Source organism: Shewanella insulae, assembly GCF_009831655.1.
GTDB classification, from domain to species: Bacteria; Pseudomonadota; Gammaproteobacteria; order Enterobacterales; family Shewanellaceae; genus Shewanella; species Shewanella insulae.
The window spans coordinates 21127-47558 of record NZ_WRPA01000017.1 but is presented as its reverse complement, the minus strand read 5'-3'; the positions used below and the strand labels follow the sequence as shown (position 1 = coordinate 47558).

Below are 26432 nucleotides of genomic sequence, written 5' to 3'. Positions count from 1 at the left end.
GCCTCTCGTTTGACGGGATGAAACTTAACGTTAGCACAGGGTGATAAAATTAGTAACAAGATGATTTTGTTAAAATTAGATGAGGCCTTCGCGTGAAAATCAAGGGCCATATACACCTTAAGAGCGCGCTGACCCGCTGGCTTGGGCTCTGTGTTGGGGTTTACTTTACTCAAGCATTGGCTGCTCCGGAGATTAACCTGCGCCCCGCTGTCGAGGCCAAACTCAAGGGGGACATCACCAGTGCCATGGTGCTCACCGATGCTAACCTGATCACCTTAGGGATAGTGGATTTTAATCCCAACACCATAGTGGATCTGAGCGAGATAGGCGATGTCGGTAGCGAGGAGTCGCTTGAGCGGCGCAGTCAGCTCACCTCCTATACCTTGCCCTGGGAGAGCGACACAGTGCCGCTCTCGCCCGAGTGGTCCCAAAGCATCCAAGTTCGCCTCTCCTACGTGCACGCCAGCGACAGCATACAAGGACTGGAGGATGAGACCATCAGTAGTCCGATCAAAGATACCAGCTACCTGCTGGCGGGCGAGTATCGCTGGAAGTATCAGATAAACCAGCAGTGGCGTGCAATGTTTGGCCTCGGTGCCCAACTGCTCTGGCTGGAGAACACCTTAACCTATAAGGATCCCTTGCTGAGCAAGATTAGAGGCCAGCTCGATGAGAAGCTGGTGAACACCAGCTATGGTGCCATCATGTTAGATCCCAATGTCGAGGTTAGCTATACCGGCGACCTGCTGGGCAATAAATGGGAGTTTATCAGCACCCTCAGATACGGCATAGGCCGTAGCCTGCTGACCGATGATGGCATGCAGGCCGTCACCCCTCAGGTCGGGCGCCTGAGCAATGCCCTGGTGTTTCACTATGGCCTGCCCGACTTCTTCGAGCGACAGAACGAGATGCGTCTGTTGGCCAAGCGCATCGATCTCAGTGGCGACGTGATAGACCCCATGGGCACGCGCCACTACTACGAGTTTGGCGCCGGCTGGCTAGTGCAGACACCATCCTTGTCATCCTGGCTGCGCAACATAGGGATAGGCATAACCCTCAACATCAACAGCGGCCTCAGTGGTGGCGGCATAGTGTTGCTGTTTAACGAGGAGATGTGACTTAGGCTAGCCCGGCTAGTCTGCGCAGTGTTGCTGAAGCACGGCCAGTAGCTCGGCGGGTAACTCGGCCTTGGCTTGCTTGTTGAAGTCGAACATGACGGCGACCGAGGAGCCCGTGGTGGTGATCGCCTGTTGTCGCTCGCTGAACACCTGATAATGCATGGTGAAACGATCTTTATGAATATCGCTGATGTTGACGCCGACCAAGAGGGTATCAGGGAAGGTGACCGGGCGCTTATAGCGGGCATTATTGTCGCTGATCACCGGCCCCATGCCCGACTTATAGAGTTTATCCAGCGGGAACAGCTGATTAAAAAAGTCGATACGTGCCGTTTCGAAGTAACGGAAATAGACCACATTGTTGACGTGCTGCAGGGCATCCATTTCACCCCAGGCAACCTGGATGCGGGTATGGAAGGGAAAGCGACTAACGAACTGCTCCATATCTTAACCTTTAATTTTCAAACAAGCGTTTAGTTTTAGGTTAAGATATCAGCATCTCGCGACAATACCAATCCCCGAGTCGTTAGTCGTTCGCTGCGGGACGAATTGACACCCTGGTTCAGCCCGGTTTTATTCGGGCAACAAAAAAGGCACCTCGAGGTGCCTTTGTACATAGTGAGCGACAGCCTTAGAGGCTTAACTCCTTGAAGTTGGTGATCTGTGGGTAGTCACCGGTGCGCTGCGTGGTCTCGCGTACCATTTGCATGACGCGCATCCCCGCCTGCTCCGCCGCCTTGAGTTCTTCCAACACATCAGAGATAAACAGCACCTGCTTAGGCGCCAGGCTGATGGTGTTGATGATGTTGCAGTAGGCCTGCTTAAACAGCTTGTTGCCGGTGCGGGTATCGAAGTGGCCATCGAAATACTCGGTCAGATCGCCGCCATCGCTGTGGCTGAACAGCAGTTTCTGCGCATCTACCGAGCCTGAAGAGAAGCTGTAGAGACGCAGATTTTGCGCCTTAATGTCTTTCACGCTGTCGATGAAGTCAGGGTAGATGTGACCCTTAAATTCGCCTTTGGCGTAGCCCTGTTTCCAGATCAGGCCTTGCAGTGTCTTAAGCGGAGTGGCCTTGCGATCTTCGGCAATCCATTGCTGCAGTATCTCCACCACGCGCGCCAGTGAGGCGTCTGGCTCCAGCGCGATATCTTTCACGTCGCTGATGCAGTTGTCTACTAATACATTAGTTTGATTTTCTTCTAAAAAATCAGCGAGGGCCTTAGACGAATAGGGAAAAAGGGTGTCCTGAATAAAGTTCAGATCGGTTGTTGTACCTGCTGTATCTACAACTATGGCTCGAATACCCATAACGTTGGCTTACTCCACTATGCATTAATCGTTAAATGACAGACCAGATCCTAAGCGGAAAATGTCCCTTTGGCTAGTGAATTATCGCCAGAAGCTACCCCCTAAAAGACGAAATGCCAGCCTAGTGCAGCAGCTTCACAGATTGACGAGTATCTCGCTGAAAAGCATACTCATTTGCTATGTTAAAAAATAGCATCTCACCTTGTAGGTCGTCGCACCTGGGTGAGCACCTGCTAATCACTTAATCATTTAACAAGAATAATAAGGAAGAGACGTGATGAATAAATGGATTGCTGGTGTCATCTTGTTGCTGTGTAGCGGCCTGAATCTGGTTCAAGCCGCCCAACTTGAGACCCTGATGATCAAGGTGCCTGGCAACGAGCAGCCCATGGCCTTTCAGGTAACCCTTCCACCTAGCTATAGCAAAAATACCGACAAGCGTTATGTGCTGCTGTTCGACTTTCATCCCCGAAGTCGTGGTTATCTGGAGGGCATGCATGACTGGATGAGCCACAACGGCGACTGGCCCTGGCTTGAGACCATCATCGTCACCGCGCCCGATGGTGACCAGGGCTTAGGTAAGCTGAAAGAGCAGGCGATCGAGCAGGAGGGCAACACGGCGCTGCTGGATTTCATGGCCCAGTCGCTGCTGCCCGCCATCGATGCCAAGTATCGTACCAATGGCTTTCGCATCATGAACGGCTTCACCGGCAACGCCGGCCTGGTGCTCTACACCTTGCTTAATCGCCCCGAGTTGTTCAACGCCTACCTGGCGGCGAGCCCTGTGCTGAGTGACGATTTTGCCTATGTGATGAAGTCGGCCGCGGACAAGCTAGAGAAGCTCAATGGCAAGCCGCGCTACCTGATGTTGACCACCAGCGACAGCGATTTCGAGCAGCGTCAGCTGGCGGATTTCGCCGCTTTGGAGGAGTTGCTCGAGACTACCAATCATCCGGCGCTGCACTATAAGGTGAAGCGTTTCGACGGCACCTACTATATGACCCAGCCGATCCTGGCGACCGCCTACGGCATAGAGTGGCTGTTCGACGACTATCACAGGGTGCTCTCGCCAGACTCAGAGATCGCCAAGGGGGGCGTGAAGGCGATCCTCGACCACTATAGTTACCTGTCGCAGCAGAAGTATGGCTTCCCCGTACCGTCTACCGATTCGCTGATCGCCCTGGCGGATGCCGAGTTTGCCAAGGATAAAGACAAGGGGTTAGCTGTCTATCAGGCGGCGGTGGAGGCCAACCCCGACTCCCACACCGCCCACGATGCTTTGGCCCGGGCCTATGGCGAGCTGAAGATGTTCGACTTAGCCATAGACCAGCAGAAGCAGGCGCTGGCCAAGACAGATCACCCCTTCTGGACCCGCAAATACAGCGAGAGCCTGGCGACGTTAGAGGCGCAGCAGCGGCACTAATTGATTCTACATAAGGTTATCTTCACCCTTTACCTGTGTTGAAATACCCCGGCATCTGCCCTCTTTTGGTGCAGATGCCTGTGTGCTTGGGCAGTAGTCAGCGAGAATTGCACGCCCTGGCTCCGGCGATTCATCTCACTATCAGCATCCACCTGCCTGGGTTTTCGCCCCATGGCGCGGCGTTTTTCCCAGTCTTAGCCTGGTTTCTGTGCCCGCGAATGGGATTGGCGCCATAGTTGCAAAGCTTAGAGCCGTTATCTAAGGGGAGCTGTCTATGGCGGCAATGAGTTATCTAAGTGTGATCGAGCGGTACCATGAACATGAGCAGCTGGTGAAGGAGCTGCTGGAGTCTATTTTGGTGGGGATAAGCGATCCCCTGATGCTGTCCGACCCCGGCTTTCGGGTGCGGGCCATGGCCGAGATCGCCAACAGCTATCCCTTTATCGAGCTGCTCTATGTGCTCGATGGCGATGGGGTGCAGATCAGCGACAACGTGGCCATAGTCAATCGTGTCGTGCAGGCGATCCCCGTGGGGCGTAACCTGAGCCGCAGCCACAGGCCTTACTTCTCCAAGGCGCAGGAGACTGAGCGACTCAAGATCACCACCCCCTATCTCTCCAACGCCAGCGGCCAGCTCTGCTTGTCGGCCTCCTATCGTATCGAAGACGACTCGGGTCGGGGCTTTATCGTGGTGGATATCAATCTCACTCAGTTGATCGAGTTTATGATGGGCGATCGGGCAAGACGCAGGGCGACGCCCCTGTTCAAGGGGGTCTATACCGCGCTAGTGGTCGGGCTGTTTATCATGGTACTCGTGCTCATCAGCATGGCTACCGTGGATATCGTCGCCTTGCTCGCCGAGGGGCTGGTGCCCAGCGGCTCCATCAAGCCCTTTAGCATCATCATATTCATCACCCTGGCCCTGGCCGTGTTCGATCTGGGCAAGACCATACTCGAAGAGGAGGTGTTGATGCATAAGGATATCTTTCGTCACAGCTCCACCCGGCGCACCATCACCCGTTTCATCTCCACTATCTTGATCGCCATCTCCATCGAGGCCCTGCTGACCATGTTTAAGGCTTCCCTGGGAGAGATGAAGTATGTGCAGCCCGCCATCGGCATGATGTTCGCCGTGGTCGGCCTGCTGGTGGGGCTGGGGATCTATGTGTTTCTCGGCGCCAAGGCCGAGCTACTGCTCAAGCAGGGCAATGGCAAGCCTTAGGTCCTTAGCCCTTAAACCTTAGGCGACAGGTTGCAGACCTGAGGCATCAGCCTGGCGAGTACAGGTACGTTTGTTGGATAGCCCTAAACCTGAGCCAAAAACTCCTTCTCGGTGGAGTCCTCCGCCTTAAGCTGTTGCTCCTTTGCCTCAGTAGACCGATGTGAGTTAACTACTGTTTATTCGCGCACAATAGGCGTAGTTTAGGGTTAAGGCTTATTACCATTGAGGTTTAGCGAGTCATGGTTAGTGATCTGGTGTTAACGTCTGAAATCACCTGCCCCCATTGTGGGCATATTCGGCAGGAGACTATGCCCACCAATGCCTGCCAGTTCTTCTACGAATGCCAGGGTTGCCATGAGCTGCTCAAGCCGCTCCCCGGCGACTGCTGTGTATTCTGCTCCTACGGCACGGTGAAGTGTCCGCCAATACAACTTGGGCAGTGTTGTCAGGATAGGTCTTCCTGAGACCCAGAATGGTGGGGATTAGCGCGGGCTCTCTTTAATAACGGTTTGGATCTGAACCTGTGAGGTAAAGAGCAAATTATTAACTTTGCGCTGAGTTGTCATTTGTATAGGTGATTGTAAATCTTACCATAATTGCTGTTAATCGCCTGCCGCGGGCTTATGTGCAGGTACGTCTTCGGGACGCTGTAAAGCCATCCCTGGCCGCTTAACGAAAACATCCCTGTTTTCGATACCCTCAGACATACCTACACACCTTATCCAACGTCTCTTCGATTAAGCTACTTTTGATATCTTCTGACGGTTTAAGTCATCGTAAAATAGTAATTTAACTTTGTGTGCTTTCCGGTTCTGGCATATCCAATGCCGAAGCAAGTTCGACTAAATCTTTGTACGCACCAATACCATAGGTGCTCAGTGTGTTTTCTTTTTCAGCTAAAAGGGTGAACCAGCTTTTAACATGTACGTCATTATTTTTGTTGGATAAATAACGTATTGCCTCACTTCTGAGGTTTGACCATTGTGATCCAGTTTTTATGAGCGCATCTGTAACTTCAATAAATGTGAAAATAGAGAGAGCGTATTGACCATCTGGAGCAATGTGAGTAGACCATATGGGGTTTAGAGAGTTATCCCTTGGTTCATTGATCAAAGTTGAAGGATCTAATCGGATATTCAACTTATTGATCGCTATGTTTACGAGTCTTTCAATTAGTAATTGGTGTAGTGATTGTTGGCCTGAAAAATTTTGAGTGATACCTTTTGTAAGCATTGTGTCATATAGGAATTGGTCTTTTTCTCTTAGGCAAAATAGGAAGGCGAGATAAAGTAGGTTGACGTGAGAATGTTTCTTTAGGTTTTCGACAACAGAAATGAGGCGTTCTGTTGTTTGAATGACTTGCCTTGCCGATAACGAAAATGCGTTATAAATGGTCGTCAGGTTTTTGAGTGGCATTAAACCTGAGTCTTCAGTCTGGACATCAAGTGCTGGCCAGTTCTTGATATTTCTATCGTTGAAGTATGATTCAGATAACTTCTCCACATCACAATGAACAGAAAGTAACTTTTCAAAAGAGGGGGCCTTGAGGGTATAGCGGCTGTTAAAGAATCTGCCGAGGTAAGTGCGAGCATCGAACCCTTGGCCGTAGATTGCCTTTATTGTGTGTTGTAGTTGTTCTGTATCGGTTGCAACAACAAATACGACGCCAGGGATGTCGAAAATGTGCTTAATTGTTTCGAGCATTTCAACGGCGTAGCTAGGCCTGCATCGATCAAGTTCATCAATAAAAATAAATGCGGGATGCTGTTTTTTTTGAAGTCCGACGACGGCCCTGACCCACTGCCCAACACTTAGCTTTAAACTGGCTATTGCGTCAGATTTGGCATCGTGATCCTTGATTAAGTGTTCGACTATTTTTGAGGCTGCTAGCCCCATATCGATATCTTGTCCATTTCGGTCTTTAACCGTCTCACCAATATCGTCATCATCAGCTTGTTGAATGATTTTTACGGGATCTATGCCTAAGTATCTGGTTGCAACTCCTCTTGCAATGCTCGGTGCGGCAGCTTTGAGTAAGCCTATTAATTTACGTGGTGTTTTAAATAGAGGATCTTCTTCATTCTTCCCTGCTTGCTCTCTTAACTGCGTTATCATCGATGAGATAACAGTCATTAAGGGATCATCTGAGTAGTCTTGCTTCCAAGCGTCTACATAAACAACTGGGTATTCTTCTTTCAAGTCTGCCGCCCAGCGACGCAGGAAGTAAGATTTACCTGCTCCCCATTCGGCGTTCAAATTTAATACATAGCTATGTTTCTCGCTTGAGCTATCTTCGCCCTTAGACGCCAAAAAATGTGTTAGAAACTCTGCATACTTTGCGCGAACTAGCTGGTCTGCTGGGAAGTTTTCCCTATCGTCTTCTGTTTGTAATGGGGTCGACCAATCAATCGTAATTTGTGACGTCATTTACTAGATCTCGAGTGACATTTGATAGGTCATCTTGGTCTTTATATTTATGAATTTCAATTGCATATTCCTCATTACAAGAATTTGTTTCAGCAATCCTTTTAGGTATTGGACGCCTTGGCAGTGGGAGTTAGCCTTTGGGGGAGGAGAGAGTTTACTTAAGAGAGTTAGGCACTTCTGCAATGATGCCAAATCGAAGAGACTGATGACCGGGTGTAAGCACGCTTTTGGCCTTCGGTGGCATGGCAGCTCTTTGACATCCATGTCATCGCTGCATTTGTGAATCCATTCACATCAGATGCCACCGCAGAGCCCCCAGGGATGATGAGATGGACACCTCTTGTAAAGTCGGCGTCAAAAGCGCCATATTGAATTTGCGAGTTCAATATCAACAAAAGGTGTCCACTATGAAAGTTACTCTAATTGGTATCGATTTGGCAAAAAATGTCTTCCAAGTTTGTGGTGTGAATCAGGCTTGTAAATCTGTATTTAATCGTGCACTTCGTCGACATCAACTTATGGCGTTTTTAGCCCAATACCCTGATGTAATCATAGCTATGGAGGCTTGTAGCGGGTCAAATTACTGGGGAAGAAGCTTAAAAGCTCAAGGTTATCAAGTAAGGTTAATTCCCCCTCAGCATGTGAAGCCTTTTGTCAAAGGTAATAAAAACGACCGTAATGATGCCTTCGCTATTTGTGAAGCAGCGCATAGACCTAATATTCAATTTGTAGAGCCTAGAACGTTAGAGCAGGTTGATATGATGTTGGCACATCGAATCAGAGAAAGGCAGGTCGATGCCAGAACAACATTGATTAATCAAATCAGAGGCCTGCTAAATGAGTATGGTATCGTTATTGCTCAAGGCAAAGAAAGCCTTAAAGCAGCATTACCTGACTTAATTGAAGATGCTGAAAATGAATTAACCGAAAGAGCTCGAGTCCATTTTACTCTGCTACACCAAGAGTGGAGCGCGATTAATGAAGCCATAAAGTCATCAGAAAAGGATATCAAACAGCAGGCCCAGGCTTCCGAAGGAGCTAAACTGCTAATGCAAATAAAGGGAATAGGAGAAATTACGGCAACAGCCGTAGTCTCGTTTGCAGGTAATGGTTCGTCCTACAAAAACGGTAGACATTTTTCAGCAAACATTGGCTTAGTGCCAAAAGAGCATTCAAGCGGTGGAAAGCAGAGTCTTGGCGGGATAACGAAGCGAGGTAACCGTTACCTCAGGAAGCTACTTATTCAATGTGCTTGGTCGATTATAAGACACTGTAAAACAGCGCAAGACAGGCTGTCTGTTTGGGTTAAAACGCTTATCGAACGGCGAGGCAGTCACAAGTCTGCAGTCGCACTGGCTAACAAGTTAGCAAGAATTGTTTGGGCTATTCTATTTAAGAAAACGGAGTTCAGAGCGGTTTGACCTGTAAGTAAAACAAACCATGTACTGCTAAAAAGTAATGTAACAACAGGTAATACCGGCCTCTACAACACCTGAGAGAGTCCATGAACCTAAGAGTTCGGAGGGACGGTTAAGGCGTAGAGGCGCGGTTCTCATTAAGGCCAGAGCCTCTAATTGCTCATAAACAGGTCGGATATACGGATGCAGTAATATCTTTTGTTACTAACAAATTAGCTATTGAATCTATCCAGGTGTCCATATACGGGCTTGCTGCGTGCCAAAAGTGTGCTTGCACATGAGCCCACCGCAGGTGATAGGTTGCCATGGCGTCATGGCTTTCAATTACTTATTAAATATCAAAAGCTGAAGCGAAGAATTTACAGCTATATATTTGCTGACTAGGAAGTCATTTGGCATTTATGCCATTACAGTTCATGGAGGGATGGGCTTGAACAACGTCCCTGTTTAAAATCCAGTTCGGCATCCATGCCTCTCGTTCGTGAGCTAGAAGCTGCGCTTCACTCACCGTGCCAAAAGAGTGCTTGCACATGAGGTCGTTCTTTCACATCCATGTGATCACGACATTAGCATGTCCCTATGCTGCACCCACCGCAGGTGATAGATAACCATTAAATCATGGTTATCTCATTCACTGGCTAAATACCAAAACCCTGATGGGCACAAAACCAGAAGATCACTTCATCTTCACTGATGAACCAGGTTCCCGTTTTTCAACACTTCCTTACACACATCCACTCCATAGCTGTAGGCGAGGGCCGCGGGGGTGGTGATATCCCACAGACAGAAGTCGGCTTGCATGCCGACCTTGAGTACGCCGACAGAGGCCTCGACGCCCAGCGCCTTGGCGGCGTTGCGTGTCATGCCTGCGAGGGCTTCCTCTGGGGTGAGGCGGAACAGGGTACAGCCCATGTTGAGCATCAGCAGGCTCGAGCAGAGTGGCGACGAGCCTGGGTTGTAGTCGCTGGCCAGCACCATGGGCACCTCGTATTGACGTAGCATGTCGATAGGCGGCATCTGGGTTTCCCGCAGGAAGTAGAAGGCGCCGGGAAGCAGGGTGGCGCAGGTGCCGCTCTCGCTCAATGCCTTAACGCCCGCCTCATCCAGGTATTCGATATGATCCACCGACTTGGCGCCTAATTTGGCCGCCATGGCCGAACCGCCCAGGTTCGACAGCTGCTCGGCGTGCAGCTTGATATCCAGTCCAGCCTGTTTAGCCGCGCTGAGCACCCGCTCTGTCTGTGCCAGGCTGAAGGCGATGTTCTCGCAGAAGACATCCACGGCATCGGCCAGCCCCTCTTGGATCACTGCGGGTAGCATCTCATCGAGCACCAGATCTACATAGGCGTCGCTGTTGTCCTTGTACTCGGGCGGGATGGCGTGGGCGCCGAGGAAGGTGATCTTCACGTCCACATGGTGATGCTTGCCTAGCTCGCGGGCGACCCTGAGCAGCTTGAGTTCGGTTTCGGTATCCAGGCCATAGCCGGATTTTATCTCGACTGTGGTCACCCCCTCCTTGGCCAGGGCGTTGAGGCGTTGGCGTCCCAGCTCGAACAGCTCGGCTTCGCTGGCCTCGCGACAGGCCTTGACCGTGCTGATGATGCCGCCGCCGGCGCGGGCGATCTCTTCATAGCTGGCACCCTGCAGGCGCAGCTCAAACTCGTTGGCGCGGTTGCCGGCAAACACCAGGTGGGTGTGGGCGTCGATAAGGCCGGGTGTGAGCCAGCCGTCCTTGCCTCTGTAAACTGGCGTTGACAAGACATCGAACTCGGGTAGTTCGCTGCGGGGACCCATCCAGGCGATCTTGCCCTCCTTGATGGCGATGGCGGCATCGGTGATCGCACCGTAAGGCGCTGAAATTTCAGGGTCCATAGTGGCGATATTGACGTCAATCCAAACCTGATCCCAAGACATGATGTTTCCCTCGACTGGCGCGCCTTAACTATGGCGGCAATAAATTTGTGTGAGCTCGCTTGTATTTACTTGTATATACAAGCTAGGATTATAGCGGTAATTTTCAGCATTTGAAAAGTGTAATCGAGTTTGCGGCTATGTCCGGGGCGATAGCAACCCGGCAGCCCACAGAGGAACAGAGATGGCGACGCCCAAGTTTGCAGAGATTAAACAGTTTATCTTGACCAAGGTGGAGTCCGGTGAGTGGCAGCAGCATAGCCGCGTGCCGTCGGAGAACCAACTGGCCGAGCTGTTTACCTGTAGCCGCATGACGGCGCGGCGCGCTCTGACCGAGCTGACCGAGTCTGGCGTGCTCGAGCGCTCCCAGGGCCTGGGTACCTTCGTGGCCGGGCTCAAGTCGCAATCCTCCATGATGGCGATCCGCAACATCGCCGACGAGATCAAGGACAGGGGCCATGGTTATAGCGTCAAGCAGCTCGAGCTGACCCGCGTCCAGGCCAGGGCGCAGATCGCCATCGCTTTAGGGCTGGAGGAGGGCAGCGAGGTGTTCTACTCGGTGCTGGTGCACTGCGAGCAGGGGACGCCGCTGCAGCTGGAGGAGCGTTTCGTTAATCCGCAGCTAGTGCCCGACTACCCGGATCAAGACTTTAGCCTGCAGACCCCCCACGAATACCTCTCCCTGGTGGCGCCACTTACCGAGGCCCGCCACACCATAGAGGCCGTGGTGGCCGACGATATCCAACGCGCGCGTCTGCAGATAGAGTCTAGCGAACCTTGCCTGCAGATCCTGCGTCGCACCTGGTCCCGTCAGGGGGTGGTGAGTTTCGCCCGCCTGCTGCATCCGGGCAGCCGTTTCCGCCTAGGCGGACACCTGACCTTTAATCGCTAGTCGGCACAACAGATTTCGGGACCGCCTGTTCCCTCAGTAGCCATTAGGTTGCGACAGGTATTAAGTAACAGATAAACATAAAAATAATGTCATCGTGACAGCACAATTGAGGTAAGCAAGAATGGATAAGAGACACGACCCTAGCCGTCGCATCATAGCGCCACATGGCACTACGCTAAGCTGTAAGAGCTGGCTCACCGAGGCGCCGATGCGCATGCTGATGAACAACCTGCACCCAGATGTGGCCGAGCGCCCGGAAGACCTGGTGGTCTACGGCGGTATCGGCCGTGCGGCCCGTGACTGGCAGTGCTACGACAAGATAGTAGAGGTGCTGCAGCGCCTGGAAGAAGACGAGACCCTGCTGGTGCAGTCGGGCAAGCCTGTGGGCGTGTTCAAGACCCACAGCAACGCGCCACGCGTCATCATCGCCAACTCTAACCTGGTACCACACTGGGCTAACTGGGAACACTTCAACGAGCTGGATAAGAAGGGCCTGGCCATGTATGGCCAGATGACTGCCGGTTCTTGGATCTATATCGGCTCTCAGGGTATCGTTCAGGGCACCTACGAGACCTTCGTGGCCATGGCCAAGCAACACTTTGGCGGTGACGCCAGTGGCAAGTGGATCCTCACCGGCGGTCTGGGTGGCATGGGTGGCGCTCAGCCACTGGCTGGCACCATGGCGGGCTACTCTGTACTGGCCTGTGAGGTGGACGAGACTCGCATCGACTTCCGTCTGCGTACCCGTTATGTAGACAAAAAGGCCACTAGCCTGGATGAGGCGCTGGCGATGATCGACGAAGCCAACAAGAGCGGCAAGCCAGTGTCAGTCGGCCTGCTCGCCAACGCCGCCGATGTCTTCGCCGAGCTGGTGGAACGCGGCATCACCCCAGACGTGGTGACCGACCAGACCTCGGCCCACGATCCGCTAAACGGCTACCTGCCACAGGGCTGGACCCTGGAATACGCCGCCGAGATGCGCAAAAAAGATGAGGCAGCCGTGGTTAAGGCGGCCAAGCAGTCGATGGCGGTACAGGTTAAAGCCATGCTGGCCCTGCAGGCGGCAGGCGCGGCCACCACAGACTATGGTAACAACATTCGCCAGATGGCGTTCGAAGAGGGCGTAGAAAATGCCTTCGACTTTCCAGGTTTCGTACCTGCCTATGTGCGTCCACTCTTCTGCGAAGGCATAGGTCCCTTCCGCTGGGCGGCGCTCTCTGGCGATCCGGAAGATATCTACAAGACAGACGCTAAGGTGAAGGAGCTGATCCCAGACAACCCGCACCTGCACAACTGGCTGGACATGGCGCGCGAGCGCATCGCCTTCCAGGGGCTGCCGGCACGTATCTGCTGGGTCGGCCTGAAAGACAGGGCGCGTCTGGCTAAGGCCTTCAACGAGATGGTGAAAAACGGCGAGCTGTCGGCGCCAATCGTGATCGGTCGTGACCACCTGGATTCTGGCTCTGTTGCCAGCCCTAACCGTGAGACCGAATCTATGCTGGACGGCAGTGATGCGGTATCGGATTGGCCGCTGATGAACGCCCTGCTTAACACCGCAAGCGGCGCGACTTGGGTGTCTCTGCACCACGGCGGCGGCGTCGGCATGGGCTTCAGTCAGCACTCGGGTGTGGTGATCGTTGCCGATGGTACAGACGAGGCCGAGGCGCGTCTGGGCCGTGTGCTGTGGAACGACCCTGCAACCGGCGTGATGCGTCATGCGGATGCTGGCTATGAGATCGCCAAGCAGTGTGCCAAGGAGCAGGGCCTGGATCTGCCCATGCTCAACCTGTAAAAACAATAAGAACAAGAGGTTGTAACTATGAGTCATCTAGTATTAAAGCCGGGCACCCTTAGCCTGGCACAACTAAGAGCCGTCAGCCGTGGTAAGTTGAGCCTGGAGCTGTGTGACAGCGCCGTGGCCGACATCAACACCAGTGCCGGTCTGGTACAGAAGGTGATCGACGAAGGTCGCACCGTCTACGGCATCAACACCGGCTTCGGTCTGCTGGCCAACACTAAGATTGGCGAGGAAGATCTGCAGCTGCTACAGCGCTCTATCGTGCTGTCTCACGCCGCCGGTACCGGCCAGTATATGCAAGACGCCACAGTGCGCCTGATGATGGTGCTGAAGATCAACTCCCTCAGCCGTGGCTTCTCAGGCATTCGTCTCGAGGTGATCAACTTCCTGATCGCCCTGGTGAACGCCGAAGTCTACCCATGTGTGCCCGAGAAGGGGTCGGTAGGCGCCTCGGGCGACCTGGCGCCGCTGTCACACATGTGTCTGCCGCTGCTGGGCGAAGGCGAGATGAGCCACAAGGGACAGATCATCTCGGCCGCCGAAGGCCTGGAGATCGCCGGTCTCAAGCCTATCGAACTGGCGGCGAAGGAAGGTCTGGCGCTGCTTAACGGCACTCAGGCCTCTACCGCCCTGGCGCTGGAAGGTCTGTTCAATGCCGAAGATCTGTTTGCGGCCAGCTCGGTGATCGGCGCCATGAGCGTCGAGGCCGCCATGGGCAGTCGTAGCCCGTTCGACCCACGCATCCATGCGGCGCGCGGCCAGAAGGGCCAGATCGACTCGGCCGCCGTGTTCCGTCACCTGCTGGGGAATGAGTCTGAGATCAGCCTGGATCACATCAACTGTGAGAAGGTGCAGGATCCATACTCGCTGCGTTGTCAGCCACAGGTGCTGGGTGCCTGTCTGACCCAGATCCGTCACGCCGCCGAGGTGCTGGCCACCGAAGCCAACGGCGTAACCGATAACCCACTGGTGTTCCAGGATACCGGCGACATCATCTCGGGCGGTAACTTCCACGCCGAGCCCGTGGCCATGGCGGCGGATAACCTGGCGATTGCCATCGCCGAGCTGGGCTCCATCGCCGAGCGTCGTATCGCCCTGCTGATCGACTCTAACCTCTCTAAGCTGCCACCATTTTTGGTGGAGAACGGCGGGGTGAACTCTGGTTTCATGATCGCTCAGGTGACGGCGGCGGCCCTGGCCTCTGAGAACAAGACTTACGCTCATCCTGCCTCGGTCGACAGCCTGCCGACCTCGGCCAACCAGGAAGATCACGTCTCTATGGCGACCTTCGCGGCGCGCCGTCTGCGTGACATGTCGGAAAACACCCGTGGCGTGCTGGCAGTTGAATTGCTGGCGGCGGCTCAGGGCCTGGATTTCCGCGCACCGCTGCAGCCTGCGACGGCCGTGGCTAAGGCTAAGGCCGAGCTGCGTGAGGTAGTGGCCTACTATGATAAGGACAGATTCTTCGGTCCGGATATCGAAGCGGCTACCGACCTGCTATTGAGCGCCAGCTACAACCAGTATCTACCGGCTGGCGTGTTACCTAGCCTCTAGTGGAAATGCTGTGAGCGAAAAGGGCCTTAGGGCCCTTTTTTATTGGCTGGCGCATAGGGCCAACTACGAATGGTATTAGTCCATAAGTCTGTGTTGCCATGGGGGCGCTATCTCGTTAGCGTAGAAGGCCAATTTATCAAGGAGTATATTATGCAGGGAATCGCCTTTCAGGATGCCTACCCGGATGACCTGAGCCACTGCTATGGCTGTGGCCGCAACAACGAGCAGGGGCATCAACTCAAGAGTTATTGGCGCGGCGAGCAGACCATAGCCCACTTTATGCCCAAGCCCTTTCATACGGCGATCCCAGGCTTCGTCTATGGCGGCCTTATTGCCTCATTGATAGATTGTCACGGCACCGGCAGTGCCAGCGCCGCCGCCCAGCGCGCACTCGAACAGGCGGGGGAGCAGCTGGATGAGCCGCCAAGATTTGTCACCGCCGCCCTCAACATAGACTACCTGGCGCCGACCCCCATGGGCGTGGAGCTGGAGCTTGTCGGTGAGATCAAAGAGGTGAAGCCCCGCAAGATGGTGGTGGAGATTGCCCTGTCGGCAGACGGTAAGCTGTGTGCCCGCGGCCATATGGTGGCGGTCAAGATGCCAGAGACCATGGCCGCTACGCCCGCATAATAAAACAGGCCACTAGGGCCTGTTTCTGCTTTCCACTCGATACTCGTCGTTAGCGCGAGCTCATGTCGATAATTTTCAGCGTCATCAGCTCTTTGCTCCACCTGGCCTTGTCGACGCCTTCGATCCAGAAGGTCTCGCTGTCGCGGGTCTGTCCTTTACGCAGATAGGTCTCGGGCACGCGGAAGATTGCCTGCCAGACGTTGACCGTCTCTGTCTTGATCAGCTCGCCCGAGTCGGCATACAGGCCGATCTCCATCTCGATGATCACATAGTTCTCTTCGCTGTTGCTGCTCAGCTCGAAGTTGAGACCCAGGCGCCCCTCGCTGTCCCACTGGCTCTTGAGGTAGCTCACCTTGGCGCCACCCTTGGCGGTTGCTCTCAGCAGGTTGGCGTGATCCATGGCCGATGCCGTCATGGCGCCGCCCACGACCGGGCCGCTGGCGATCACCACGGGCTGCTGTACCTTGGCGACGGGCTGACTGGCCTGCTCGGCTTGGGTATTGGCCTGCGTCTGGACTGTCTTAGTCTCTTGGTTTTCAGTCGCCTGGCCTTCAGTTGCAGTAGAAGATGCCTGAGGCGTCAGGAATACATATTCCCAGGTGAAGTCGGCGTTGAGTCTGACGGTGGCGCCATTTTCCAGGGTGATCAGCGCGACGGTATCGTCAGCCTTATCGGCTGCAAAGGTGGGGGCCACCAGGAGGAAGAGGGCCATGATGGCGCAGCTTTGTAGTGCTTTATACATTGAATTTAACCAGTTTTAGCGGTTTGTTTGTGGCCTCTAGCATAGTCAAACTCGCGGTAAATTCCTATATGCCAGGATCGCGATTAGTGGATTTTAGTTGCTGTAGCCCAGGCTGAAGAGCGCCGACTGGCTGGCCGAGTCATAACCCAGGCCGAGTACCAGATGACGGCCAAGTCGATAGCGAACGCCGAGCTCGCCGCCCCAGCGAGTCTCCCGCTCCGTCTCCCAAGTGGGTTTACCGTCGACGATACGCGGCGAGATATTGTTGGTGTAGGAGTATTCCTGGGTGTAGGCGCTGGCACCGCCGTAGAGGCTGAGATGGTCTGTGAGGCCGTAGCTGAGGCCGAATCGCCACAGCTTGTCCTGGGAATAGGCCTCGCTGGGCGCCTCGACGGCTATGTCCCGCTTCTGGCTCTGGGCATAGCCCAGATAGTAGCCCCAGTTGGCATAATCCCTGTCATAATGGCTGGGTGCCAGGGTGATACCATAGAGCGCCGACTCGGCCGGGATGTAATCCAGGGTGATGGCTGTCTTGGGGCTTGGCCCCTGCGCCTGGTCTGCCGCCAACAGGGGAGTGGCGGCCATGAGCAAGATGGCGGTGAGTAGAGGCTTTAGCATAAATTTCTCCATCATCGAGGGACAATGGATTGTTTAGAATCTCTGTATTACAGTCAATCAGATAGGCTAAAATAGCTTTTAAAATAAGTAGTTGTATCGCTTTTGTTGGTGTGCTGAAATGGTCTTGTTGCAGGCTCATTATCGGATTTGCCACAACAGGTGAATTTGCAAGGAGAGAGAATTTTGGATCAAGAATTACGCTCACAGGTGTCGCTCTGGTTGACTCATTTGGGAATAGACAGCCCGGCGGATGGAGTATCTACCGGCGTCATGGTCTTTGCTTGTCTGTTGATCGCCTTCATCGGCTATGTGGTGGTGAAACGCGGCGTGGTGAGCACAATGAACATAGTGATCCAGCGCTCTAAGGTGCGTTGGGACGATATCTTCATGCAGCACAAGGTGCTGGAGAAGCTGGCCAAGCTGGTGCCCGCCTTGATCCTCAACATCTTGTTGCCGCTGGCGCTGGTGGAGCATCCTTTGCTCAGCAGCCTGGCGGATAGATTGCTTGATGTGACTATCGTGGTTCTCTTCGTGCGCGCCGTGTATAGCGTGCTGGATGCAGGTAACGAGATTGCCGACGTTAACCTGATCAGTCGTCGCCTGCCGATCAAGAGTTTCGTGCAGCTACTCAAGCTGTTTATGTTCTTCGTCGCCATCATCATCTCGATCTCCGTGCTGGCAGAGCAGTCGCCGGTCTACTTCCTCAGCGGCCTGGGTGTCGCCACGGGTCTGGTGATGTTGGTGTTCAAAGACACCATATTGGGTTTCGTGGCCGGTATTCAGCTGGCGGCCAACCGCATGGTCAGCCCGGGTGACTGGATCCAGATGGATAAGTATGGTGCCGACGGCGCGGTGGAAGAAGTCTCACTGACCACGGTCAAGGTGCAGAACTGGGACAAGACCATCACTATGATCCCCGCCTATGCCCTAGTGTCCGACGCCTTCAAGAACTGGCGCGGCATGTCTGAGTCTGGCGGCAGGCGCATCAAGCGGGCGGTCAATATCGATATCGACTCCATCGCCTTTCTCAGTGATGAACAGCTCAAACGTCTGGGTAAGATCAACCTGCTCAAGGATTACCTGGCCCGCAAAGAGGCGGAGATCACCGAGTTCAACGCCAATATTCAGGATGGTGACATGCCAGTGAATAGCCGCAACCTGACCAATGTCGGCACATTCAGGGCCTATCTGCTGGAATATATGCGTAAACACCCTAAGGTGCATCAGGAGATGACCCTGCTGGTGCGTCAGCTGGCACCGACCACAGAGGGGTTACCCATAGAGATCTATATCTTTACCAACGATACCCGCTGGGCGTTCTACGAGGATATTCAGGCGGATATTTTCGATCATATCTATGCGATTCTGCCGCAGTTTAACCTGAGGGCCTTCCAGGGGCCGACCGGCGCCGATGTGCGTAGCCTAAAGGGCGCGCTATAAACCCAGCTTCTTGACGTTGTCGGGACTGGGGCAGTCTGATTAGTCTTTTGTCACCAGTATGGCGGCCAGGGTGAGAAACACGCCGCCGCTGGTGCGGTCGAACCAATGCAGGCGGTTGCTGGCCCTGAGTTTGGGTGCCAGCACGTTTGCCATGCTGGCGTAGATCATCACGAAGCTGAAATCCACCAGGGCCCAGGTGAGTGCCAGGATGGCGAGCTGTGGTCCCTGGGGCGCGGTGATATCGATAAACTGTGGAAATAGGGCGCCGAAGAAGAGCAGATCCTTAGGGTTGCTTATCCCTACCAGGAAGGCCTCTTTAAACATCTGCTTAGGCGAGCCCTTGCCCTTGATATGTTGCAGGTCCAGCCCCTGTGCGCTGGCCTTGGTCAGTATCAGCTTGATCCCCAGATAGATAAGGTAGGCGGCGCCGCAATATTTGAGCAGGGTAAAGCCGTACTCGGTGGCGCTCAGCAGCGCGCCCAGGCCGGCGGCGGAGGCAAACATCAACAGCAAGGCCGAGCTGACGCTTCCCAGGGCGGTGGCCAGGCTGCGTACCTTGCCGAAATGGATCCCATGACTCATGGACAGCACCGCCATGGTGCCGGGGGAGATGGCGATAAGCAGGATCGCCGCCAAGTAGAGTAGCCAGGTATCTAAGTTCATCTGAAAATTGTATACAAAATGCCGGTGGCCGCACTATAACCAGTGCGATCCGATTTGGCAATCTGTTAGGCAATCTTAGGCTTGGTAGTCGGGGATGACCTTGGCATGACGGCCCTTGATGGTGCGGTAAAAATCGAGGATCTGCGACATTTCCTTGTCGATATCGCCTGTGACGTATAGCGCCTCTGGGAGCACCACTCGCTTACCGGCAAAATCCAATGCTACCGTGACTATGGGCACCTGTGCCTTGGTGGCAATATGGTAGAAGCCAGTCTTCCAGCGTGTTACCGGGCTGCGGGTACCTTCCGGTGCCAGGGCAAGCTTGAAATTTGGATCTTGCTGAAACAGCTGCGCCGCGGCGTCGACCAGGTTGTTGCTCTTGCGGCGATCCACCGGGGTGCCGCCGATGGCACGAAATAGCCAGCCCCAGGGGGGAATAAACAGTTGATGCTTGCCGAGGAAGTGGATCTTCTGCCCCAGGGCGCCTCTGGCCAACACCCCGACGATGAAGTCCCAGTTGCTGGTATGGGGGCCGACGATGGCGATATATTGCTTCGCCTCGGGGAGTTGACCGTCTATGGTCCAGCCGCTGAGTTTAAGGATGGCTTTACACAAAGATTGAAACATAAATTAGACTCTACTGAATCGCTCGAACGAGGCATTTTTATAGAGAAGATAATGCCTTACTAACATTTATTATATAATACACCCTTAGGCAGGGTTTGTTGGCCATTTCTACCGCGTTATCGCCAGTTTGTGTAGAATGGCTAGAATAATCAGGCTCGGCCTTTAGAAATCGCCTGCAAACTGCTGTAAAAACAGATAGGGAAGATAAACTGGCCCTAGCCTCCCACCTGGAGATGATGATGCTTAAAAAAGGATGGATTTTACTGTTCCTGCTGCTGGGACTCCCGGTGCAGGCGGTGCCGACGGACGATATCGCCAATATCCTGCGGGAACAGGAGGCGGCCTGGAATCGAGGCGATCTGGATGCCTATATGCAAGGCTATTGGCAGAGCGACAAGATGCGTTTCGTCTCGGGCAATAAATTCCGCTATGGCTGGGCCGAGACATTGGCGGCCTACAAGAAGAACTATCCCGATAAGGCCACCCTGGGGCAGCTCAAGTTCACCATAGAAGAGACCAAGATGCTCAGCAACTATGCCGCCATTGTCGTGGGCCGCTGGCAGCTGATCCGGGTCAAAGACAAACCAAATGGTGTGTTTACCCTGCTGGTAGAGAAGATAGACGACAAGTGGGTGATCACCCACGATCACTCGTCGGATTAGGCCGTTTTAGGCGACTCACCGTTCACTTCGGCCCCCTGTTCGGGGCCGGTCTGAAACTTAAACACCTGCCTGCCCAAGTTTCTGCCCTTACCATCGTATCTGACCTCGACAAACTCACACCTGCCTTGCTTGTCTCTTAGCAGGATAGAGGTTGAGCGGGTGCCATATTCCGGATGCTTGATATAGATGGAGGAGAGCAGGCGCTCCCACTCCAACGCGACCCCGGTCTGCGGCAGATCCTCATCGGGCGCCTGACGCTCGTCTGTCATTATGGTCAGCAGGGCCTGAACATCTATCTCGCCGCTCTTGTTAATCTCTCGCTCTAACGCCTGGGTCCCCTGAGCCATCTTGGGCCAGATATCGTCGAGGGCGCCGTTGCTGATGGCATGAAAGCCTGGTGACAGCGGCTTAACCGTCTTGCTGACGCTGTGGTAGCAGTAGAGCTCTAAGTCTTTACCGAACAGCAGGTTGAAGGGGTTGTAGTGTTGGCTGTGCTCCCTGAGCCAGGACGTTGTCATGGTCTGAGACTGGGTCAGCGCCTTGATCACCAGATCGCCCCGGCTGTGGCGATTAGCCTCGTGCAATTCAGGGGCGCGAATATTGGTGAGTGCGGCGAGCTCCCCCTGGCGGTTTACCCCGAGCCAGCTGCCGCCAGCCTCAAGATCTTTACCTGCAAGCAGCCGATTGTCGGGTGGCCAGAAGTGGGCCGGCTCAGTGGGTCTGTGGTGAAACTCGTCACGGTTGGCACAGAGGATCAGTGGATACTGGGGATGTACCTCGAGGGCGACGAAGAGAATGCACATGGATGGCTCCAGAGGGGGCGTTTGTCTCTAACTTAGCGCCCCGTGGTGAGAAAAGCTATCCCTTAGCCCTTAATGCTGACCGTGCTCGTGGTGATGTGTGTGCTCATGGCTATGACCTTTGCCGTTAGCCGGGCCATGGCTGTGCTTGTGATCATGAGCCTTAGGCTTCCAAAGCATGATGCGGGCCATAAACTTACGCGGCCCCAGCCGTAACAGGCTGGCGGCGAATAGCAGGGCGACCAGGGCCAGACTCAGCAGGTTGACTGTTTCGGGTAGGCTGAGCAGCCGGCTCCACTCAGGGATTAACCAATGGGTACCCAGCAGACAGAGCCCGATCACTCCTGTGAGTGCCAGGCGTTGGGTCCAGTCCATCTGCTTCAGCTGTGCCAGGTTAAACACAGGTGCCGCCAGCAACACCAGCATGACTGCCTCCATGGTCCAGCCGCTGTAGGCCAGCGTCAGGGCCAGCACGGCACCGCCGAGACTACAGAAACGCATCGGCAGAAGCAGTAGGAGCAAGACGCCTACCTGTACCATAGGTGAGGTTAGGGGCACAGAGGGATGGCCGATTAGGTTTGCCAGCACCAGGCTGAGAACTATCCAGGGTGCACTACGATCCACCAGGTGGGCGAAGCCGAAGCGCCAGGCCGAACCTGGTAGTCCATGATGGGGATCTGTCGGTTCGACCCTGGTCATAGTGAGTAAGATCCCTACCAATGTCAGGCCGATCAACTGGATAATTGCCAGGCTAGGCCCCAGGAGCAGCAGGGTGATCACCAGGGCTTCCGGTCCCGCCAGGCGTTGCAGCCAGCGCTGGCTCAGGCGCTTATGGTGGGGTGACAGGCCAACTAGATAACGCATCGCCGCCAGGCTATAGCTCAGCAGTAGCACTGGGGCCAGGGTCAGCAGCCAGTCCAGCAGTTGTTCGCTGCTGTGGCTGTGTTCGTGATGGTCATGGCCGCCTGAATCGAATGCCAGCAGCACAAATAGCAGGGCGATACCCAGCAGGCTGCCGATGCCTGCCTGATATTCATACTTGCCCTGTTTGTCGTCTATGGTATGGCCATGGGGCTGATGCAGCACCACGTGCAGAATCGAGCCAGTGACGAAGGCCTGCAGATAGACGGTGTTGTCCAGGCTGAGCTGCGCCAGCAACTGCTCGCCGGCAAAATAGCCCACGCCGGTCAGCAGCATCATGCCGCCTAATACTATGGATGCCCAGCGACTGCCCACCTGGGGCTTGAGCAGCCACCAGATCGCCAGCCCCACAGGCAGACGATGCAGGATAACGCCTAGGGCCAACAGGCTGGAATTGCCGTCTTGCTGAGCCAGCACCATGGCACCGCCATCGGTGAGGGTATGCAGCAGCAGGCCGCCTACGCCCAGGGTCAGTGTCAGGTTATGGGTGACCTCTGAGTAGCGGTGAAACAGGTGCTCGCTGAGTGTCGGGCCCCAGAGGCCGACGACCACAAACATCAGGGAGAGGAAGCCGCCATGCTCCAGAAGCTCGGGCAGAATATGGATCAGCACCAGTCCGCCAAGAGACACGAAGATGAAACCATCTAAGCCTTTTTGCAGACCTGTCCCTGTCGTAAAGAAACGATAGAAGAGTGGGCCTAGCAGGAGTGCAATACAACTGGCGACGAGATAGTACATATAAGTGTTAACAAAGGGAGCCTAGAAAGCCAGCTAGTATATCAGTCTTATGTCTGCCAATCGAACAAATAACCCGAAGGGCAGCAGAATTTACATGGCACGGCAGGTGTTGCACGTCTAGTGATGGCCGAAAATCCTTGGTTCGGTGTCGATTTTGTTACCTTAGCTACTGATTAATATTGCCATTAGGTTATACAATATAGGTTCAACTTTTGACGAATATTGAGTTATGGATATCTTTTCTGCTGCGGTAATGTTGTTTTTGATCATGGATCCCCTGGGGAACTTACCCATTTTTGCCTCGATCCTTCGTCATATCGAGCCTAAGAAGCGGCGCAAGGTGTTGGTGCGGGAGCTGATATTCGCCTTGGTCATCATGATGCTCTTCCTATTCGCCGGTGAGGCGATTCTCAGCTTTTTGAACCTGAGGTCCGAGTCGGTCAGCATCGCCGGCGGCATCATACTCTTCCTGATCGCCATCCGGATGATTTTCCCGCAGCCTGGCGGGGTGGTGGGACTGGCGGCGGGCGAGGAGCCCTTCATCGTCCCTATGGCGATCCCCCTGATGGCCGGCCCGTCGGTGTTGGCGGCGTTGATCTTGCTGGCACATACCGATAACTCACGCATGCTGGACTGGACCATAGCCCTGTTTGCCGCCTGGGCGGCTAGCGCAGTAATCTTGCTCTTCTATAAGCTGTTTACCAAGCTCTTGGGAGAGAAGGGCCTGACAGCGGTAGAGCGTCTGATGGGCATGGTGCTGGTGATGATCTCTGTGCAGATGTTCCTCGACGGCGTGGCTAAATATATCGCCCACGCCGCATAAATGAATTTGGTGGTTAGGCGCTTGCCGAGACAGCCAGTGCTTAACCCTTACGACGTGATCTGCTGGTTTAATATCTTTAGTTTGAAGTCTGATGAGCAAGAGATCTCCTTGCATCTATGAACCGACTCTGGAATCATCTGGATATTGTATTCAATTTTCTCTTGAGTGATCCCATGACGCGTCTGCCTGCCCTATCTGTCCGCCGCTTCCTGCTGTTTGCTATTTCTCTTCTCGTATCCCTGCCTCTTATTTCGATGGCGCAGGCCAGCGAGTATCGCGATCTGCTCAACTATCGTGGGGTACCAAGCACCATGGAGCAGCGGGATCCCCAGGGTAATCTGACGATTCCCGCCGTTTACATAGATCAAGGTGCCTGGCATGGTTTTCACCTGCCGGATTCGCCCGCCTACTATGGCGACTTCACCGGGCCGCTGTTTATCGCCCAGGAATACAGCCTGCATCTAAGCGATAGCCTGCAGCGGCTGAAGCTGTTCTCGGGAGAGACTGGCGAGACCATAGAGCTGGCCCGGGCGGAGAAGGTTGAGATCTATAGCGAGCCCTGGGGGTTAGTGCAGCGCTTTAGTTTCAGGGATCTTGAGCTGACCACCACTTTGGAATATAGCGATAATCGCACCGCCATCGTCTCGACCAGGCTGATTAACCTGAGCGACAAGCCAAGCTCCTGGCGTTTGAGCTGGTCGGGCAGCCCCTTCAACTCTCATCCCAAGCTGAAACAGTATCGCCTGATCGACAAGCGATTGTTGTCCGATCGCGCCGTCACCTGGCTGTTTACCCCCATAGACCAGACCTGGCAGATGCAGCTCGACGATGCCAGTTACCGGCTTCAGTTTGAGCAGGCGGTAACCCTATCGGCAGAGGGCCCACAGGGTTATCGTGCCGACAGTGGGCTGTTGACCCTGGCGCCGGGAGAGACGGTGGTACTGCGTGCCGCTCACCAGTATTTTCACACTCAAAGTGAGGCCAGCCGCGGGGCTAAGCTTGATTGGGCGGTAGTGACTGCAAAGCTTGCGGCCAATCGGTCCCGTTGGCAGCAGCGGCTGGATAAGCTAGTACGTGGAGGGGACTTCGAAGCCAAGCGCCTGGCCACCAAGGCCATGGTGACCCTGCTGCACAACTGGCGTAGCCCGGCGGGCGCACTGTTGCATGATGCCGTCACCCCTTCTGTGACTTACAAGTGGTTCAATGGCGTCTGGGCCTGGGACAGCTGGAAGCAGGCAGTGGCGCTGGCGCAGTTCGACGTGGCGCTGGCCGAGTCGAATGTGCTGGCGATGTTTGATTATCAGTTCGATGTCAAGGATCCGCTACGTCCCGAGGATGCGGGCAACCTGCCCGATGCCATCTTCTATAACCCTGATGCCAGTCGCGGCGGCAAGGGGGGTAACTGGAACGAACGTAACGGCAAGCCGCCGCTGGCGGCCTGGGCCGTGTGGCAGATCTACCAGCAGAATCATGACAAGGCGTTTATTACGAGACTCTACCCTAAGCTGGTCGCCTACCATGAGTGGTGGTATCGCAATCGGGATCATAACCATAACGGCCTGGTGGAATATGGCGCCAACCGTCATCCCCGCCATGGCAAACCGGGTAAGCCGGACAGGGAGGCGGTGATCGAGGCGGCGGCCTGGGAGTCGGGCATGGACAATGCCCCGCGCTTCGACATGAGCGATGGTCTCAAGGTGTTGGAAAACTATGATGACAGAGGGCGGCTGCTGGGCTACTCCATCTCCCAGGAGTCTGTGGATCTCAACAGCTACCTGTATGCGGAGAAGGGCTATCTGGCGCAGATGGCCGAGCAGCTTGGCTTAGACACCGAGGCGGCAGCCTGGCGTGAGCAGACGGCGCGCCTTGGAGAGCTGATACGCGGCGAGTTTTTCGATACGCAGAGCGGCTTCTTCTACGACAGGCGTTTAGCCGGTGAGCACTCACGCTTGATGATTGCCGAGGGTAAGGGGGTAGAGGGCTGGTTACCGCTGTGGGCCGGCGCCGCCAGTCAGGCTCAGGCGGAGCAGATGATCGCCACTCAGCTTAACGCTTCGAACTTTGGGACTAAGTTGCCTTTTCCCACGGTAAGCGCCGACAATCAGGCCTTTGCCCCGAGGCGTTACTGGCGCGGCCCTGTCTGGCTGGATCAGGCGCTGTTTGGTCTGCAGGGAGTCTCCCGCTACGGCCACGACGAGCTGGCGCGGCGCCTCGCCACTCGGCTGGTGAATGAGGCCGAAGGAGTGCTGGGTGATGCACCCATTCGGGAGAACTATGATCCTCTGACGGGAGACGGACTGCACTGCACTAACTTTAGCTGGTCGGCTTCTGTGCTGTTGCTCATCTATCGCAGCTGGCTCAGCGAGGATAGAGGTGAGCCATAGAGGTGGGAGAAAGCGTCAGACTGGCCCGGCAATTCGGACTCAGTTTGCCCGCTGACTTATACCTCCTTAGTGAAAAATAGCATTTTTGCTCTACTCTACAGGGAAAAATACTGTTAATGTCTTGTAGTGGACCTTGGGTGTTGTTGTTACGTTTGCCGCCAAGTAGGCGTTAACACCCGTCTGGCCGAGTCATCGGCCGCTTAACTCTACGCGTTTTTTGTATTTATTTTTATTGGCGATGTGACTGCCTATAGCGATGAGTTAGCCTCCTTCCCAAGTCCCCACTAAAATTATCTAAGTTAGGCAGCCTGC

The 26432-nt window shown here is 54.5% G+C and carries 23 protein-coding genes; 13 read left to right on the top strand and 10 right to left on the bottom strand.

Going from position 1 to position 26432, the window contains the following annotated elements; genetic code table 11:
- Window positions 1–92: 92 nt before the first annotated feature.
- The gene (locus GNT65_RS16530) at window positions 93–1118 is read left to right on the top strand and encodes a Solitary outer membrane autotransporter beta-barrel domain (RefSeq protein ID WP_338091786.1); all 1026 of its coding nucleotides are present in this window, start codon (window positions 93–95) and stop codon (window positions 1116–1118) included.
- Window positions 1119–1133: 15 nt separating this feature from the next.
- On the opposite strand, the gene GNT65_RS16525 is transcribed toward GNT65_RS16530, so the two are convergent.
- Window positions 1134–1562 (bottom strand): acyl-CoA thioesterase, encoded by a 429-nt coding sequence (locus GNT65_RS16525; RefSeq protein WP_160798211.1) that lies wholly within the window; start codon window positions 1560–1562, stop codon window positions 1134–1136.
- A 187-nt stretch (window positions 1563–1749) separates the two neighbouring features.
- A complete protein-coding gene (gene mtnC, locus GNT65_RS16520) occupies window positions 1750–2427 on the bottom strand; it encodes an acireductone synthase (protein WP_041509768.1) in 678 nt (225 codons plus the stop codon).
- Window positions 2428–2704: 277 nt separating this feature from the next.
- Between mtnC and GNT65_RS16515 the strand changes: the two genes are divergently transcribed.
- The 3 genes from GNT65_RS16515 (at window position 2705) to GNT65_RS16505 (ending at window position 5536) form a co-directional block, all read left to right on the top strand.
- On the top strand, window positions 2705–3850 hold the full coding sequence (locus GNT65_RS16515; protein ID WP_181006341.1) for an alpha/beta hydrolase-fold protein: 1146 nt from the start codon (window positions 2705–2707) through the stop codon (window positions 3848–3850).
- A gap of 274 nt (window positions 3851–4124) precedes the next feature.
- Window positions 4125–5072 (top strand): PDC sensor domain-containing protein, encoded by a 948-nt coding sequence (locus GNT65_RS16510; RefSeq protein ID WP_160798207.1) that lies wholly within the window; start codon window positions 4125–4127, stop codon window positions 5070–5072.
- Between the two features lie 239 nt (window positions 5073–5311).
- On the top strand, window positions 5312–5536 hold the full coding sequence (locus GNT65_RS16505; protein ID WP_160798205.1) for a GDCCVxC domain-containing (seleno)protein: 225 nt from the start codon (window positions 5312–5314) through the stop codon (window positions 5534–5536).
- 325 nt (window positions 5537–5861) lie between these two features.
- Here GNT65_RS16505 and GNT65_RS16500 read toward each other — a convergent pair whose 3' ends face one another.
- On the bottom strand, window positions 5862–7499 hold the full coding sequence (locus GNT65_RS16500; RefSeq protein ID WP_160798203.1) for a KAP family P-loop NTPase fold protein: 1638 nt from the start codon (window positions 7497–7499) through the stop codon (window positions 5862–5864).
- A gap of 407 nt (window positions 7500–7906) precedes the next feature.
- Between GNT65_RS16500 and GNT65_RS16495 the strand changes: the two genes are divergently transcribed.
- A complete protein-coding gene (locus GNT65_RS16495) occupies window positions 7907–8920 on the top strand; it encodes an IS110 family RNA-guided transposase (RefSeq protein WP_160798201.1) in 1014 nt (337 codons plus the stop codon).
- A 684-nt stretch (window positions 8921–9604) separates the two neighbouring features.
- On the opposite strand, the gene hutI is transcribed toward GNT65_RS16495, so the two are convergent.
- Window positions 9605–10831, bottom strand: a complete 1227-nt coding sequence (hutI, locus tag GNT65_RS16490) for an imidazolonepropionase (RefSeq protein WP_160798199.1) — start codon at window positions 10829–10831, stop codon at window positions 9605–9607.
- 181 nt (window positions 10832–11012) lie between these two features.
- Between hutI and hutC the strand changes: the two genes are divergently transcribed.
- The 4 genes from hutC (at window position 11013) to GNT65_RS16470 (ending at window position 15702) form a co-directional block, all read left to right on the top strand.
- Window positions 11013–11720 (top strand): histidine utilization repressor, encoded by a 708-nt coding sequence (gene hutC / locus GNT65_RS16485; RefSeq protein WP_160798197.1) that lies wholly within the window; start codon window positions 11013–11015, stop codon window positions 11718–11720.
- A 121-nt stretch (window positions 11721–11841) separates the two neighbouring features.
- Window positions 11842–13512 (top strand): urocanate hydratase, encoded by a 1671-nt coding sequence (gene hutU, locus GNT65_RS16480; protein WP_160798195.1) that lies wholly within the window; start codon window positions 11842–11844, stop codon window positions 13510–13512.
- Between the two features lie 27 nt (window positions 13513–13539).
- A complete protein-coding gene (gene hutH, locus GNT65_RS16475) occupies window positions 13540–15072 on the top strand; it encodes a histidine ammonia-lyase (protein ID WP_160798193.1) in 1533 nt (510 codons plus the stop codon).
- A 150-nt stretch (window positions 15073–15222) separates the two neighbouring features.
- On the top strand, window positions 15223–15702 hold the full coding sequence (locus tag GNT65_RS16470) for a PaaI family thioesterase (RefSeq protein WP_160798191.1): 480 nt from the start codon (window positions 15223–15225) through the stop codon (window positions 15700–15702).
- 49 nt (window positions 15703–15751) lie between these two features.
- Here the strand turns inward: GNT65_RS16470 and GNT65_RS16465 are convergent, their stop codons facing one another.
- Entirely contained in the window at window positions 15752–16444 is a 693-nt protein-coding gene (locus tag GNT65_RS16465) for a DUF3157 family protein (protein ID WP_160798189.1), read from the bottom strand.
- A gap of 93 nt (window positions 16445–16537) precedes the next feature.
- Window positions 16538–17062 (bottom strand): porin family protein, encoded by a 525-nt coding sequence (locus tag GNT65_RS16460; RefSeq protein ID WP_160798187.1) that lies wholly within the window; start codon window positions 17060–17062, stop codon window positions 16538–16540.
- 183 nt (window positions 17063–17245) lie between these two features.
- On the opposite strand from GNT65_RS16460, the gene GNT65_RS16455 reads away from it, so the two are divergent.
- The gene (locus GNT65_RS16455) at window positions 17246–18502 is read left to right on the top strand and encodes a mechanosensitive ion channel family protein (protein ID WP_160798185.1); all 1257 of its coding nucleotides are present in this window, start codon (window positions 17246–17248) and stop codon (window positions 18500–18502) included.
- 39 nt (window positions 18503–18541) lie between these two features.
- Here GNT65_RS16455 and GNT65_RS16450 read toward each other — a convergent pair whose 3' ends face one another.
- Window positions 18542–19165: a LysE family translocator gene (locus GNT65_RS16450; RefSeq protein ID WP_160798183.1), complete on the bottom strand. Its 624-nt coding sequence runs from the start codon at window positions 19163–19165 to the stop codon at window positions 18542–18544.
- A 75-nt stretch (window positions 19166–19240) separates the two neighbouring features.
- The gene (locus GNT65_RS16445; RefSeq protein ID WP_160798181.1) at window positions 19241–19792 is read right to left on the bottom strand and encodes a lysophospholipid acyltransferase family protein; all 552 of its coding nucleotides are present in this window, start codon (window positions 19790–19792) and stop codon (window positions 19241–19243) included.
- 239 nt (window positions 19793–20031) lie between these two features.
- On the opposite strand from GNT65_RS16445, the gene GNT65_RS16440 reads away from it, so the two are divergent.
- Complete coding sequence (locus tag GNT65_RS16440; protein WP_160798179.1) at window positions 20032–20454, top strand: YybH family protein; 423 nt, start codon at window positions 20032–20034, stop codon at window positions 20452–20454.
- On the opposite strand, the gene GNT65_RS16435 is transcribed toward GNT65_RS16440, so the two are convergent.
- Together GNT65_RS16435 and GNT65_RS16430 are read right to left on the bottom strand one after the other, a co-directional pair.
- A complete protein-coding gene (locus tag GNT65_RS16435) occupies window positions 20451–21257 on the bottom strand; it encodes an NRDE family protein (RefSeq protein ID WP_160798177.1) in 807 nt (268 codons plus the stop codon). The genes GNT65_RS16440 and GNT65_RS16435 overlap by 4 nt on opposite strands.
- 69 nt (window positions 21258–21326) lie before the next feature.
- Window positions 21327–22913 (bottom strand): metal transporter, encoded by a 1587-nt coding sequence (locus GNT65_RS16430; RefSeq protein WP_160798175.1) that lies wholly within the window; start codon window positions 22911–22913, stop codon window positions 21327–21329.
- Window positions 22914–23142: 229 nt separating this feature from the next.
- Here GNT65_RS16430 and GNT65_RS16425 point away from each other — a divergent pair, with 229 nt between their 5' ends.
- Together GNT65_RS16425 and GNT65_RS16420 are read left to right on the top strand one after the other, a co-directional pair.
- Window positions 23143–23736 (top strand): YhgN family NAAT transporter, encoded by a 594-nt coding sequence (locus tag GNT65_RS16425; RefSeq protein WP_160798173.1) that lies wholly within the window; start codon window positions 23143–23145, stop codon window positions 23734–23736.
- A gap of 116 nt (window positions 23737–23852) precedes the next feature.
- On the top strand, window positions 23853–26120 hold the full coding sequence (locus GNT65_RS16420; RefSeq protein ID WP_338091785.1) for an MGH1-like glycoside hydrolase domain-containing protein: 2268 nt from the start codon (window positions 23853–23855) through the stop codon (window positions 26118–26120).
- The last annotated feature ends 312 nt before the right edge of the window (window positions 26121–26432 follow it).

Excerpts from the sequence above, each read along its gene's own strand:
- GNT65_RS16470 (WP_160798191.1), top strand. The coding sequence starts at position 15,223 with ATGCAGGGAATCGCCTTTCAGGATGCCTACCCGGATGACCTGAGCCAC.
- GNT65_RS16525 (WP_160798211.1), bottom strand. The coding sequence starts at position 1,562 with ATGGAGCAGTTCGTTAGTCGCTTTCCCTTCCATACCCGCATCCAGGTT.
- hutU (WP_160798195.1), top strand. The coding sequence starts at position 11,842 with ATGGATAAGAGACACGACCCTAGCCGTCGCATCATAGCGCCACATGGC.
- GNT65_RS16500 (WP_160798203.1), bottom strand. The coding sequence starts at position 7,499 with ATGACGTCACAAATTACGATTGATTGGTCGACCCCATTACAAACAGAA.
- GNT65_RS16430 (WP_160798175.1), bottom strand. The coding sequence starts at position 22,913 with ATGTACTATCTCGTCGCCAGTTGTATTGCACTCCTGCTAGGCCCACTC.
- hutC (WP_160798197.1), top strand. The coding sequence starts at position 11,013 with ATGGCGACGCCCAAGTTTGCAGAGATTAAACAGTTTATCTTGACCAAG.
- GNT65_RS16505 (WP_160798205.1), top strand. The coding sequence starts at position 5,312 with ATGGTTAGTGATCTGGTGTTAACGTCTGAAATCACCTGCCCCCATTGT.
- GNT65_RS16425 (WP_160798173.1), top strand. The coding sequence starts at position 23,143 with ATGGATATCTTTTCTGCTGCGGTAATGTTGTTTTTGATCATGGATCCC.
- GNT65_RS16460 (WP_160798187.1), bottom strand. The coding sequence starts at position 17,062 with ATGCTAAAGCCTCTACTCACCGCCATCTTGCTCATGGCCGCCACTCCC.
- GNT65_RS16465 (WP_160798189.1), bottom strand. The coding sequence starts at position 16,444 with ATGTATAAAGCACTACAAAGCTGCGCCATCATGGCCCTCTTCCTCCTG.
- GNT65_RS16420 (WP_338091785.1), top strand. The coding sequence starts at position 23,853 with ATGAACCGACTCTGGAATCATCTGGATATTGTATTCAATTTTCTCTTG.
- GNT65_RS16510 (WP_160798207.1), top strand. The coding sequence starts at position 4,125 with ATGGCGGCAATGAGTTATCTAAGTGTGATCGAGCGGTACCATGAACAT.
- GNT65_RS16495 (WP_160798201.1), top strand. The coding sequence starts at position 7,907 with ATGAAAGTTACTCTAATTGGTATCGATTTGGCAAAAAATGTCTTCCAA.
- hutH (WP_160798193.1), top strand. The coding sequence starts at position 13,540 with ATGAGTCATCTAGTATTAAAGCCGGGCACCCTTAGCCTGGCACAACTA.
- GNT65_RS16445 (WP_160798181.1), bottom strand. The coding sequence starts at position 19,792 with ATGTTTCAATCTTTGTGTAAAGCCATCCTTAAACTCAGCGGCTGGACC.
- GNT65_RS16515 (WP_181006341.1), top strand. The coding sequence starts at position 2,705 with ATGAATAAATGGATTGCTGGTGTCATCTTGTTGCTGTGTAGCGGCCTG.
- mtnC (WP_041509768.1), bottom strand. The coding sequence starts at position 2,427 with ATGGGTATTCGAGCCATAGTTGTAGATACAGCAGGTACAACAACCGAT.
- hutI (WP_160798199.1), bottom strand. The coding sequence starts at position 10,831 with ATGTCTTGGGATCAGGTTTGGATTGACGTCAATATCGCCACTATGGAC.
- GNT65_RS16440 (WP_160798179.1), top strand. The coding sequence starts at position 20,032 with ATGCTTAAAAAAGGATGGATTTTACTGTTCCTGCTGCTGGGACTCCCG.
- GNT65_RS16435 (WP_160798177.1), bottom strand. The coding sequence starts at position 21,257 with ATGTGCATTCTCTTCGTCGCCCTCGAGGTACATCCCCAGTATCCACTG.
- GNT65_RS16450 (WP_160798183.1), bottom strand. The coding sequence starts at position 19,165 with ATGAACTTAGATACCTGGCTACTCTACTTGGCGGCGATCCTGCTTATC.